Genomic DNA, 12945 nt, shown 5'->3' on the forward strand with positions numbered 1-12945 from the left:
TTCATAAGGAGTTACAACATGGCATTGCGCCAGTGGATATTGAGTTTTTGTGTTATTAGTGTTGGCAGTACCAGTATGCTTGTTCACGCTGCACCTACAGCAAACGAGCGTCAAGCTTATCAGCAAGCGAAAACGGCGCTCGACAATAATCAGCCAGAGGTTGCTACGCAACTGTTGCCTGCGCTAAAAAATTATCCGCTATATCCCTACATTGAATACCGTTTATTAACTCGGGATATGAGCCAATTAACGGCTGCACAAGCACGCCACTTTATTGAACGTTATCAAACCATGCCATTGGCCAAAGGCTTACCTGAGCGTTTTAGCCCTGAACTCACCCGCCGTCAAGATTGGAAGACTTTGCTGACACTGATGCCACAAGCGCCATCATCCATCGCTGGACAGTGTCGTTTTTACTATGCCAATTATGCTGTCGGTAAACGTCAGCAGGCATGGGAGGGGGCAAAAAAGGTGTGGTTAACCGGTAAATCGTTGCCAGATGCATGCGATCCACTCATTGATGCTTGGAAGAGCAGCAGTGCGTTTAATGCGATAAACGTTCTTGATCGCATGGTATTGGCAATGAAAACGGGTAACGATAATTTACTGACTCATTTAGCTACACTATTACCACAAATGTACCGATCGATGGCAAATGGGTTGTTAGCATTACAAGCAAACCCTTCACAAGTATTGAGTTTTGCCCAAACACATGGCGCAAGCCCCATTGCGCGTCAAGCTACCTTAGTCGCTTTTAATCGTTTGGTACGCAGTGATCCAGATAATGCGCGATCTCTCATTACGTCATTAGCTAAAGCTCAAGCAATGAGCCATAGCCAAGTTATTGAAATGGAAAGTGCTGTAGCACTTCGTATGATGGATGCTACTGATGCTGCCCAGATCCAATGGCGCGATAGCATTGTACAGCGCAGCCAAAATACCGCCTTGATTGAGCGGCGTATTCGATTAGCATTGTCGCGCAATGACCTGACTGACACTGGCCGCTGGATAGCCCGTTTACCGGCTGCTGATAAAGAGAAAGATGAGTGGGTATATTGGCATGCGCGAGTATTACAACAGCAAGGAAAACAACAACAAGCACATACAGAACTTCGACGTTTGACTGAGCGGCGTGGCTTTTACCCGATGGTTGCAGCTCAACAACTTCATCAATCTTACATCATAAAAAATGACTCACGGCAGGTGAGTACACAAGATGTTAGCCATTGGCCTGAAATTGTTCGGATTCGTGAGTTACTCTACTGGGATTTGCATAATATTGCTCGCAGTGAGTGGAGCAGCTTAATTGGGCATTATCCTACCGGAACACAAGCGGTATTAACCGCGTATGCCCGTCGGCAAGGTTGGAGCGATCTTAGCGTACAGGGGACAATTCGCGCTAAACTGTGGGATCATATTGATGAGCGTTTCCCGATGGCGTATCCGAACCTGTTTACACAGGCTACTCGTACAAAAAACATTACGCCAAGTTATGCAATGGCTATTGCTCGTCAAGAGAGTGCATGGAATCCGGATGCCCAGTCCCCCGTAGGCGCGCGAGGCTTAATGCAACTGATGCCAAAAACTGCGCAACATACAGCTAAGAAAAATAGCATTATATTGCAACAAGATAGTCAGTTATTTCAGCCTGAAACCAATATTCAACTCGGTACAGCCTATCTTGATGAGGTTTATCAGCAATTTGGACGCAACCGAATTTTGGCTACCGCAGCCTATAATGCCGGGCCTTCACGGGTAAAACGGTGGCTAAATAATGCCAATAGTCAACTTGATGCACTTGCGTTTATTGAAAGCATTCCTTTTAATGAAACACGAGGTTACGTGAAGAATGTATTGGCCTATGATGTGTTTTATCGTTATCAAATGAAAAATCAACAACCCGTACTGACTGCGGCAGAGTTAAATCAGCGTTACTAAGAGCAATAATTGTGCAGTAGTTTGAGCATACTGATAAAGCCTGAGCGGTGAATACTGTTCAGGCTTTATCTCATCAATAAAGTGTAGAACAGTCAGTGTATTGCTTGAAGATGGAGTATATTAAATAGCTCTATAAAGAGTAAGTTCTGTCTTGAGTATGACACTTTTTGATAAAAAGAAGAGGTTACGTGCCTAGTATTACACCTGTAAATCAGACGGCTGCTAGTGGCCAATCAGAGCAAGAGTGGCAAGGTTTTATGTTGCTATTGCGGCAAGCATTTGCTGATGGATATGAAACTGAAATTCTGCAACTGTTACTGACACTTGATGAGCGCGATGCATTAGGTACAAGAGTGCGAATAGTACAAGAGTTGTTACGTGGTGCATTAAGTCAGCGTGAGATTAAAACAGAATTAGGTGCAGGTATTGCAACAATTACCCGTGGCTCAAATAGTTTAAAAACAGCATCACCACAAGTAAAACATTGGCTAGAAACACACTTACTTAAATAGCAGGCTCTATTTGTCGTCATTTAATACACAATGTAATTTAATGTAGCGTAACGTGAACACGTAAAACACGAGAGCATAACAAATCACATTGCTTTGCTCCCGTAATATAAACCGTACTGACCATTCATCGGCTATCAGGTTTTGGGTTAGTGTAATGCAATCAATTTTTCAATAATGTCGTAATGCTGTATACCATGAGAGATAACTTCAGCATCAGGGATCTCTTTAATCGGAATATAGTATTCACAACGGATCATTCCAAAACCAAGATGCTCTTCGCGCAGACTGGGGAATTGTTCAATATCATAACCTGCACGGCGTGTCAGTTTATATAACGGCACAACATCACAATATAAATGCACAATAAACTCCGTTAAATTACGAAACGAACCGTAATAGGTAAACTTTGCGTATTTACCGGCTGAAAATTCATAAGGCATCAATTTTGTGTTTTGTGGTGCAAATGTAGATTCAACTGCACAGGTACAGTAAAGCTCTTGTTCATCGTCATTCGTTTTTGTTAGCTTGCCTGAAATGAGTGCAAAAAAGCTTGGTGGTGTCTCTTCAGGAAATTGAGCGCGAAAACGTAACCAATGTTGAAGAAGAGCACGTGGTTTTAATGTGCCATCGCGTCGGTAAGAGACAGAATAAGTCACCGTACTACCACGCAGTTCAACAGCAGGAAGCTCTACAAATTCAGGTATTGGTAATGCTTTGTTGTGTACATTTAACAGTGGAGGTTGTAAACCACTGCAATCCCACTCTTCAAGGCGGCGATATTGTGCAGGTGTTCGCCCAAATTGGCTTTTAAATGCACGGGTAAATGTTTGTTGTGAATCAAAACAGTAGTGCAGAGCGATATCTAAAATGGAGCGGTTAGTGGAGCGTAAATCATATGCCGAACGGGTTAATCGTCTGGCACGTAAATATGCACCCATTGCATGACCAGTGATATCTTTAAACATACGTTGAAGATGCCATTTGGAGTAGCCGGCGCGATGTGCAATATCGTCGATAGAGAGTGATTTACTCAGATTAGTTTCAATCCAATATAATAACTCCCGAACTATCGCCTTTTGGGCCATTAAACACTCCTCAACTCTGTTTTGCTTTATATGTTATAATTAAGTAAATGCAATGTGTCTGTGTTTTTCTGATAAATGTGCTTACTCATTATATTGCATCAAGTACGGATCTTACGTCTATATTACAGACCTAGAAATAAAAGCCAATGTAAACCCAAAGCTGTTATGCACTATTTTTTACTTATATGAGATAAAAAACCAAACAATATTAATTTATTTTCATATCATAAATTTGTGTGATGTATATTTCGTTAACCACCTTTATGATGTTTTTCATCAATACTGACCTGAGTATTGCTTATCACCAATATATGGCCACACCATTTTTTGTGGTGATTAATGTATAAAGTAGCAGGAGATGTTAAATGGCAACAAAATATTACCGTTGGGTATTACTTTTATTATTATGCAGTAGCACATTAGTTAGTGCCGAAGAGGTGGGCTCGGTGGACACAGTATTCAAACTCTTTGGTCCAGATCATAAAATTGTGGTCGATGCTTTTGATGATCCCGATGTATCAGGTGTCACTTGCTATCTTAGCCGAGCAAAAACGGGGGGTATTAAAGGGGGATTAGGGCTGGCCGAAGATACTGCTGATGCATCAATTGCTTGCCGACAAGTTGGTCCAATCGTTTTATCGGATAAAATCAAAAATGGTAAGGGTGATGGTCAATCGGTGTTCCAAAAACGCACGTCACTGGTATTTAAAAAACTGCAAGTGGTTCGTTTTTATGATCCTAAACGTAATACATTGATCTATTTAACCTACTCAGATCGCGTAGTTGAAGGTTCGCCCAAGAATGCGGTGACAGCTGTTCCTGTGATGCCATGGCCGATACAGTAAACTTGTTGATGATTAACAAAAGATCATGCATAAGAGATTAATCGTATACACCCGATAAGCATGCATTAACAGTGAATTTCATCTGATGTCAGGACAACAACGAGTATTAAAAACCGATTGGCAACGTTGGAAACAGGGGTGTATTCGTATCTTTGCAGGAGGGCTCTCGGTTTTGCTGTCATCAGTGATTGTGTATAGCGTGTTACCGGTTGCTTTACCGAGTGTGATTATTGAACGCGTTATTACAGCTCACCTTGAGGGAAAGCCAACATACTCTGTCACTCACTGGTGGGTTGCGAGCGATGCTATTTCGCCACAAATGAAGTTGGCGGTCATTGCCGCAGAAGACCAGCGTTTTCCAGATAACTTTGGTTTTGATTTTCAAGCAATAGCACAAGCTCTTAAACACAATGAGCACAGTCGTCGTATCCGCGGTGGTTCAACCATTTCTCAGCAAACAGCCAAAAATGTATTTTTGTGGAGTGATCGTTCGTGGCTACGTAAAGGGCTAGAAGCTGGGGTCACTGTGTTGATTGAGCTATTTTGGAGCAAAGATCGTATTTTGACTGTCTACCTAAATAGTATTGAGTTTGGTCAGGGGATATTTGGTGTTGAAGCTGCGGCAAGGCACTATTTTCATAAATCAGCCAACCAGTTAACCGCAACAGAGTCAGCACGGTTAGCTGCTGTATTACCTAATCCGATTCGGTATCAAGTCCAAGCACCTTCAGCGTATGTCTTACAACGTCAGAAGTGGATTTTGCGTCAGATGCGTCAACTTGGCGGAGTAACTGCTGTCAATATGCTATAAATAACAACACTCATTGATAAACAAAGCACGTATAACTATGTATGTCATTGGTAATAGGCTGTTTTGAGCAAAGGTTAATAGCATAAAGCGTGCAGATTTTTGTACGTAATAAGATGAACCATTTGCACAATTTTACAGCAAAAGTTAGGTTGTTTCTGTGAGATTTGTTATTTTATACTCTTATATGAGATATCCATTCGGCTTTAGCAGTGTTTTCGGCGGGTAGTCATGAAAGGTAAAAAGAAGCGGTTACTGTTTGGTACAACAGCTTCACTGGTAGCATTAGGCGCATGGCAATGGCCATTTGATATTCCTAATGACAGTGTTGTGTTGCAATACCAGTCTGCTTCTCCGACAGTGATACAATCTTGTCGTTATGATAGAGATAAACATACGGTTCTTAGCGGTAATACACTCAAAATATTGGTGTGGAATATCTATAAACAGCAACGTAATGATTGGTTAAGTGCACTATCAAATTATACTGATGGAGCGCAATTAGTCTTACTGCAAGAAGCGCAGGCAACACCAGAATTATTACAATATGCTACGCAGCGTTATCCTGCAGTAGCACAGGTCGCTGCATTCTCTATTCGTGATCAAATGGCAGGAGTCATGACTCTTTCAGCCGTAGAGGCCGAGTACTATTGCCCGCTACGCGAACGCGAACCATGGTTAAAATTGCCTAAGTCAGCATTAGTCAGTGTATATGGGCTTGCTACAGGGCAAACACTGATGGTCGTGAATGTTCACGCCGTCAATTTTACCGTGGGTGTTCAGGCGTATCGCCAGCAACTAGAACAAGTATTATCACAAATTGCGCTGCATCGTGGGCCAGTTATTTTAGCCGGTGATTTTAATAGCTGGAGTGTTACTCGGTTAGCATTATTACGCACAATGGTTAAACAAATGGGATTAGAAGAGGTGTTATTCCCAAAAGGGCAGCGTAAAAAAGCGTTTGGTTATCCGCTTGATCATGTTTTTTATCGTGGATTAAAAGTAGAAAAGGCATCTGTTATGTCAACAGATGCCTCTGATCATAATCCACTGGAAGTCACGTTTGGTTTTTAATTTACCTTACGTTGAAACATACTAGTGAGTGCTTCATTTTAATTCGCAGAGAAAGAGAGTGTTATCTCTTTAACTCTTTGTTTTATTGACCTTTAAAACAGTGCCAGGTTTTAACACACTTTTGCGGTTCATATCGTTCCAGCGCAGTAAATCAGCAACATCAACGCCGTGTCTTTGCGCAATGCTGTAGAATGAATCACCTTTTTTTGCTTTATAAGAGCGCGCGAGGCTACTGGTAGTTGTCGCATTGCGTGAGCTTGCACTCACTTTCAATGTTTGTCCCGCTTTTAAATGGCTATTACTGTTTATGTTGTTGAGTTTGGCTAACTCACGCGCACTCATTTTATGACGATTTGCTATTGTTGAGAGTGTATCGCCATTGCGTACAGTATAAGATTGGGTTGTGGCACTTTTCGTTTTTGGTGTTGTAGCTAAAGCAAAAGTATCACGTTGCGCACTGGCTGAAGTTTTGGCAAGGTATGTACTGCGGGTTATGGGCAGCAAAACATATTGACCGCGTCGAATACCCGCGCCATTTAATTCATTAAGTTGTTTAATATCAAGCGCAGAAACACCGTAACGACGCGCTAAAATATCAATACTTTCACCTGACTGCACTTTGTGCCGAACCGCAGTAAGTGAAATATCTTCGTGCTCTTGTATCGCTTTTTTAAACTGTTTCGCTTTCTTTTTCGGTAGCATTAAATAATGCGGACCGGTAGGCGCAGTTGCCCGTGTTGTATAAGCTGGATTTAGTGCTTGTAACTCATCAACTGACATACCCGCTACTTGCGCGGCAGAGTTCATATCAAATTGTTGGCCAACGTTGACCCTTGCCAGAGCACTTGATTTATCAATATGCGGTAACTTAAGTGCATATTTATCAGCATGACGCACAATATCACTTAACGCTAATACTTTGGGGACATACAGTGCAGTTTCACGCGGTAAATCGAGTGACCAATAATCAGTTTTCTTATTGCGTGCTTTATTTGCTTTAATCGCTTTAAGAATACGCCCCTCACCAGCATTATAGGCTGCTAAGGTCATGGTCCAATCACCGTCAAACATTTTGTTGAGACGTTGTAATAGATCGAGTGCTGCACGGGTTGATGCACCAATATCACGGCGACCATCGTACCACCAGTTTTGATCAAGCCCATAATTTCGGCCTGTCGCTGGGGTAATCTGCCATAAACCAGTGGCATTTGCACTTGAGGTTGCGTTGGGATCAAAAGCACTCTCCACCATGGGTAACAATGCGACTTCAATCGGCATGTTGCGTTTTTTTACTTCCTCGACAATCCAGTAAAGGTAAGGTTCAGAACGCTCTGTCACACGTTGGAGATGACTCTTATTACGCAAGTAGCGCGCTTTTTGGCTGCGGATCCGTTCGTTATTAGGTACCGGTATTTTTAGCGTACTGCCGATGTAATCCCACACGCCCTGTTGCTGTGCCAGGTCTGTTGTTGCCCACTGTGATGAGGCTTGAGAGGTGCGAGTATCAGTTGCACGAACTGACGAAGTCTTCGTGTTCGGATACGGCGTCGACGCATGCGGCGCCTGACAGCCGGCCAACAACACAGAGACGAGGACCAATGCTCGTATCTTCATGTTATCTCGGTCGGTTGTTGATTAAAAGATGTGCAATAATACTTGTCTAATCCTAGGCTGACAACCTTATCATCTAAAACTGATCTTTTAACGCACGTAATTGTGCAAAAAACAGACTGTTTTTGTCTGGAGCGCCCTTTTTTTGTAATACAGATCTCAGTTTTGTATCATCACAACGTAAGAAAGGGTTTAATTCTTTTTCTATTTTTAAACTGACAGGCAGGCTCGGTTGTTGTGCCAACCGCTTTTGTTCAACGTGTTTTTGATACTCTTTCAATGCAAGATTATTCGGTTCTATAGCACAGGCAAAACGTAAATTAGCCAAGGTGTATTCATGTGCGCAGCAAACTAAAGTGTTTGATGGAAGTGCACTGAGTGTTTGTAATGAGTGATACATCTGCTCTGCCGTACCTTCAAATAGCCGCCCACAGCCCATTGAAAAAAGAGTATCACCACTGAATAAAATACCCTGTTGTGCGTTGTAGTAACAAACATGGCCAAGTGTATGCCCAGGCGTGCCAATAACTTGCCATTGTTGTGCCGCAGTGGGTAGCGAAAGAGTATCGCCATCACAGACCAATATCTTAGCCCCTTTGTGTTGAGTCTCTTGTGGGCCATATACACAAACATCAGGATAGCGCGCTGTGAGCTCGGCAACCCCACCGGTGTGATCGGCATGATGGTGTGTGAGTAAAATGGCGTGTAAGTTAAGTTGTTGGGCAGTGATGGTGTCAATCACAGGGGCCGCTTGTGAAGGATCAACAATAACAGCGTGCTTGTTATCGATACAACACAGCCAGATGTAATTATCTTGCAACGCAGGTATGCTGATTAACATGGTATGTTCTCCTGATATTGCCTACGGTAATCCAGTATTGTGGGTAAAAATAAGAGAGGATAATAGAGTGATACGTCCTGTTCGTACATCTCGTGTGATACAACCCCCTCTAAGCTGGTCAATGATTGTACAAGGTGAGTGTTACCGTCAGTTAATTCACGCACACCTTACACCTTGGTGGGGCAAAATTTTTGGACAGCATTTGTTAAAACTCGGTGCGCTCAGTGCAGATCTTGATACTTCTGCTGCGCAGTTATCGCATCAAGTTGCACTTGCGCCAGAAGCACCAGATGTACATGTAGTGGCACATGTAGATTGTTTGCCGTTTTTACAAAAAACCTTTGACGCTGCACTGCTGGCTTTTACGCTTGATTATGCTAATGATCCGCATGCGTTGTTGCGAGAAGTTGATCGGGTACTGATTGATGATGGTTATCTGATCATGATTGACTGTAACCCAATGAGTTTATTGGGGGTTGGCCATTGCTTACCGCTGTTACGGCGGCGCTTCCCTTATCAATGCCGAATGTTTGCACCGTTTCGAATTATGGATTGGCTCTATCTACTTAACTATGAGGTGATCCACACCGAGGCATTTATGCCGTTTCCATGGCATACGGGAACAGGGCGTTTTAGCGATTTTTGTAATGGCCATTTACCAGCATTAAGTGGGCTGCGATTGATTGTGGCACGCAAACGAACAATCCCATTAATGTTTAATGGATCAACCCGCAATGTTTCGCCTTCACGGGTAATCTATCCTGTCGGTGCGTGCCAGAGTATCACTTCTCCGGCTGATACTGAGTATCATCAAGGGTAGGATTTTCGGCTGCTTCTCTGGCCAGTTGATCGCAAATTTCGTTTTCACGGTGTCCGGCATGACCTTTTACCCACAGCCATTCAACTTGATGTACGGCGGCGGCTTTATCAAGGCGTTGCCAAAGGTCGGCATTTTTTACTGGCTTTTTATCGGCGGTTTTCCAGCCACGTTTTTTCCAGTTATGGATCCAACTGGTGATCCCTTGTCGGACGTACTGACTATCAGTGGTCACTGAAACCTGACACGGTTCGGTGAGCATCTCAAGCCCAACAATTGCGGCCAGCAGCTCCATACGGTTGTTGGTGGTGAGCCGGTATCCGGCATTCACATGTTTTTCGTGCTGACGGTAACGCAGTACAATACCGTAACCGCCTGGGCCGGGGTTGCCCAGACATGATCCATCGGTAAACAGTGCTACCTGTTTTTGTCTCTCTTGCATGATGGGTAGACTCATTATGATCACGCGGCAACGTGCCGAATGGTTGTTGTTTTCATAAACCAGAAGTCTGACATAAATACGGCTATGAGCACAGATTTGAACCGAATTGTTGTACTAGATACCGAAACCACCGGTATGAATAAGCTAGGTGTGCACTATGAAGGGCACAAGATTATTGAAATTGGTGCGGTAGAGATTGTGAACCGCCGTTTAACGGGGCGGCATTTTCACGCGTATATCAAACCCGATCGCTTGGTTGATCCTGAAGCGATTGCAGTTCACGGTATTACTGATGCTTTTTTGCATGATAAACCGATGTTTGCGGCGGTTGCGGATGATTTTCTGAATTTTATTCGCGGTGCTGAGCTGGTGATTCATAACGCACCGTTTGATATCGGCTTTATGGATTATGAGTTTGGTCTGCTAAAACGTGGGATCAGCAAAACTGACACCTTCTGCCGGATCACCGATACGCTGGTGATGGCGCGAAAAATATTTCCCGGTAAGCGAAATAACCTTGATGCATTGTGTGATCGCTACGGCATAGATAACAGTCACCGTACGCTGCACGGGGCATTGCTTGATGCCGAGATTTTGGCCGATGTCTATTTGCTGATGACCGGCGGGCAAACATCGCTGGCATTTTCTGCTGAAACCGAAGGGGCTAATGCGGAATTTGGCGGCGAGAAACAACGCACCATCTCTGCAGAATTGGCACTAAAGGTTATCCATGCATCTGCCGATGAAGTACAAGCACACGAGTCTCGGTTGGATCTGATTGAGAAAAAAGGGGGCTCATGTTTGTGGCGTAGTTAACAGTGGGAGAGGGTATGCAGTATCGGCAATTTCAGCATTATTATGATGCATTTGGCACAATGCTTTACCGGTACTGCTGTGTATCCCCCAAACAAGTGCTTTTAAAGCTTTGCGGTATTCTGTTGATATTTTTTTCTACCGAACTGCTGGCACAAAACGAGCCTTTATTTACCACTACATCAACACTGTCATCATCAACCGTGTCGCTATCGTCAACAGTACTGTCATCTGCTTCTGTGTTAGCTCATCGGTTTCGTCTTGATACAGAGACACCCCATTTGACTCTTGTGATTACTCGTAAAAGCAATGCTGAACCACTGACACTGGTACAACCTGATGGTAGCAAGCTGTTTGCCCGTGATCCTACTGATAATGTGCAGTGGTGGCGCTCTGATACGCATGAGTTGATTACGATTACTGCGCCAATGGTTGGGCCATGGCAAGTGTTAGCTGAAGGCCAAACAGTGTTGAATGTGCAGACCTTTTCAAATATTCGCATTCAAGCTGACCACTTACCAATGACACTATATCAGCATGAACAGCTCACCTTTTCAGCCCGTTTAGCTCAAGGTAATCAGAGTGTTATTGCCCCTGAACTGCTTGAGAATACCGCGTTACATACGGTATTTATTCCATTAGGAGAGTTAACCTCGGTTGAAAAGGCGCAATTGTCTTTGCCAGATAATCGTAAAGCAAAACGTGAACTCCTAACCAATTCACCACTCAGTGCAGGGCGTTTAGAAGATAATGGGGTTGGAGTAGATGCTATTGCCGGTGATGGGATATTTAGCCAGCAATTAGCGTTGACGATGCCTATCGGGTACTACTGGGTTGAATTGCGTACTGGTGAAGGGGTAACACTCCCAGACAGTGGGCAATGGGTTGAGGTGAAAGCATTACCGTTAAAAGTGCTGTTTACGCAAGTACACTCACCCAATCAGCAGCATAGGTTAACGTTGTTGGCTGACTCTACCACTGTCGCTGCAGGTTCGTTACATGTGCAAGTAGAAGAGCATTTGCCTGAGGAGTTAGCGACCATTGGTTATCGTGGGCAAGCTGAAAAAGAGGGGTACAACGTTCGGGTATCACTGCCTTATCGTGCGCAATTAGGGCATTACAGCTTACAAACATGGGCATATTTACAGACAATAGATCGGTGTAGGGTATCGTTACTGTTACCTACACAACGCTTTCGTGTGGTGACTAACGCTGCTGTACAAGAGCGACAGCAAATGCAAAGGGATCAACAACAAGCAGAACAAGATGCACAACAACAAATATTGTCTGAGCTTGCATTATCGTCAGCACGTGCCCAACAGCAAGGTGTGCAACGGATGCAATGGGTATTAGTTGGCAGCTCATTATTGGCACTTATTGTTGCATTGAGTGTGTGGGGGGGGGGACGTTGGCGCAAGCAGGTACAACGGCGTAAAGCATTATCAGCATTACAACGGCAAGTGTTGGCACAAACACACGTGGGCCAACGAGATTTCTCTGCAAAAAAGTGATATGAGTTACAGCTTTTGTTGTTTTTATCGTCAGATGATGTGGTTCATTGTTTTTTTTAGAGAAAATGATTGACTGAATAACGTGTGAATCGTAATATTCGCCCCGCTTGCGACGGCAAGCATTTGAGCGGTGTGGTAGTTCAGTTGGTTAGAATACCGGCCTGTCACGCCGGGGGTCGCGGGTTCGAGCCCCGTCCACACCGCCACTTAATTTGATATTATTCTGCTTCCCATGAACAGAGCAGGGTAATCGAAGCACAAGCTTCACACCAGTTTCGCGGAGCGGTAGTTCAGTCGGTTAGAATACCGGCCTGTCACGCCGGGGGTCGCGGGTTCGAGTCCCGTCCGCTCCGCCAATTTATTTAAAATTATTTTGCCTCCCATGAACAGGGCAACATAATTGAAGCATAAGCTTCAAAGCAGTTTCGCGGAGCGGTAGTTCAGTCGGTTAGAATACCGGCCTGTCACGCCGGGGGTCGCGGGTTCGAGTCCCGTCCGCTCCGCCAATATTAAAAAAAGCCCTGAACTTATGTTCAGGGCTTTTTTGTATCGATTATCAGTATAATTCGCTTAATATTTCTGCTATTTCCATTGTCTCTGATTTTTATTTTCCAATAAGCAATGTGCTGAAAATAATAATTATCTTAT

At 43.8% G+C, this 12945-nt stretch carries 12 protein-coding genes and 3 tRNA genes; 11 read left to right on the top strand and 4 right to left on the bottom strand.

The window, feature by feature from the left end; all coding sequences use genetic code 11:
* Positions 1-24: 24 nt before the first annotated feature.
* Together sltY and trpR are read left to right on the top strand one after the other, a co-directional pair.
* On the top strand, positions 25-1938 hold the full coding sequence (gene sltY / locus ACRC53_RS06810; RefSeq protein ID WP_438642829.1) for a murein transglycosylase: 1914 nt from the start codon (positions 25-27) through the stop codon (positions 1936-1938).
* A gap of 197 nt (positions 1939-2135) precedes the next feature.
* Entirely contained in the window at positions 2136-2450 is a 315-nt protein-coding gene (gene trpR, locus ACRC53_RS06815) for a trp operon repressor (RefSeq protein ID WP_438642830.1), read from the top strand.
* 146 nt (positions 2451-2596) lie between these two features.
* Here trpR and ACRC53_RS06820 read toward each other — a convergent pair whose 3' ends face one another.
* On the bottom strand, positions 2597-3535 hold the full coding sequence (locus tag ACRC53_RS06820) for a helix-turn-helix domain-containing protein (RefSeq protein ID WP_438642745.1): 939 nt from the start codon (positions 3533-3535) through the stop codon (positions 2597-2599).
* A gap of 365 nt (positions 3536-3900) precedes the next feature.
* Between ACRC53_RS06820 and creA the strand changes: the two genes are divergently transcribed.
* The 3 genes from creA to ACRC53_RS06835 all read left to right on the top strand — a co-directional run bounded on the left by creA (position 3901) and on the right by ACRC53_RS06835 (position 6262).
* The gene (gene creA, locus ACRC53_RS06825) at positions 3901-4380 is read left to right on the top strand and encodes a protein CreA (RefSeq protein ID WP_438642746.1); all 480 of its coding nucleotides are present in this window, start codon (positions 3901-3903) and stop codon (positions 4378-4380) included.
* An 85-nt stretch (positions 4381-4465) separates the two neighbouring features.
* The gene (gene mtgA, locus ACRC53_RS06830; protein WP_438642747.1) at positions 4466-5191 is read left to right on the top strand and encodes a monofunctional biosynthetic peptidoglycan transglycosylase; all 726 of its coding nucleotides are present in this window, start codon (positions 4466-4468) and stop codon (positions 5189-5191) included.
* A 228-nt stretch (positions 5192-5419) separates the two neighbouring features.
* On the top strand, positions 5420-6262 hold the full coding sequence (locus tag ACRC53_RS06835) for an endonuclease/exonuclease/phosphatase family protein (RefSeq protein ID WP_438642748.1): 843 nt from the start codon (positions 5420-5422) through the stop codon (positions 6260-6262).
* A 69-nt stretch (positions 6263-6331) separates the two neighbouring features.
* Here the strand turns inward: ACRC53_RS06835 and ACRC53_RS06840 are convergent, their stop codons facing one another.
* Together ACRC53_RS06840 and gloB are read right to left on the bottom strand one after the other, a co-directional pair.
* A complete protein-coding gene (locus ACRC53_RS06840) occupies positions 6332-7876 on the bottom strand; it encodes a LysM peptidoglycan-binding domain-containing protein (RefSeq protein WP_438642749.1) in 1545 nt (514 codons plus the stop codon).
* Between the two features lie 73 nt (positions 7877-7949).
* Positions 7950-8714: a hydroxyacylglutathione hydrolase gene (gene gloB, locus ACRC53_RS06845; RefSeq protein WP_438642750.1), complete on the bottom strand. Its 765-nt coding sequence runs from the start codon at positions 8712-8714 to the stop codon at positions 7950-7952.
* 67 nt (positions 8715-8781) lie between these two features.
* Between gloB and ACRC53_RS06850 the strand changes: the two genes are divergently transcribed.
* Complete coding sequence (locus tag ACRC53_RS06850) at positions 8782-9534, top strand: class I SAM-dependent methyltransferase (protein ID WP_438642751.1); 753 nt, start codon at positions 8782-8784, stop codon at positions 9532-9534.
* On the opposite strand, the gene rnhA is transcribed toward ACRC53_RS06850, so the two are convergent.
* Positions 9497-9988 carry a ribonuclease HI gene (gene rnhA / locus ACRC53_RS06855; protein ID WP_438642752.1) on the bottom strand — a complete coding sequence of 164 codons (492 nt, stop codon included), beginning with the start codon at positions 9986-9988 and terminating at the stop codon, positions 9497-9499. The genes ACRC53_RS06850 and rnhA overlap by 38 nt on opposite strands.
* 69 nt (positions 9989-10057) lie before the next feature.
* Here rnhA and dnaQ point away from each other — a divergent pair, with 69 nt between their 5' ends.
* The 5 genes from dnaQ to ACRC53_RS06880 all read left to right on the top strand — a co-directional run bounded on the left by dnaQ (position 10058) and on the right by ACRC53_RS06880 (position 12803).
* Positions 10058-10789, top strand: a complete 732-nt coding sequence (gene dnaQ, locus ACRC53_RS06860) for a DNA polymerase III subunit epsilon (RefSeq protein ID WP_438642753.1) — start codon at positions 10058-10060, stop codon at positions 10787-10789.
* A gap of 122 nt (positions 10790-10911) precedes the next feature.
* A complete protein-coding gene (locus ACRC53_RS06865) occupies positions 10912-12297 on the top strand; it encodes a hypothetical protein (RefSeq protein ID WP_438642754.1) in 1386 nt (461 codons plus the stop codon).
* A gap of 129 nt (positions 12298-12426) precedes the next feature.
* Positions 12427-12503, top strand: a tRNA-Asp gene (locus tag ACRC53_RS06870).
* Positions 12504-12576: 73 nt separating this feature from the next.
* Positions 12577-12653 (top strand) — tRNA-Asp (locus ACRC53_RS06875).
* 73 nt (positions 12654-12726) lie between these two features.
* Positions 12727-12803: transfer RNA gene (locus ACRC53_RS06880), tRNA-Asp, on the top strand.
* The last annotated feature ends 142 nt before the right edge of the window (positions 12804-12945 follow it).

This window comes from Plesiomonas sp. (assembly GCF_051652165.1).
Lineage (GTDB): Bacteria > Pseudomonadota > Gammaproteobacteria > Enterobacterales > CAMTGL01 > Plesiomonas.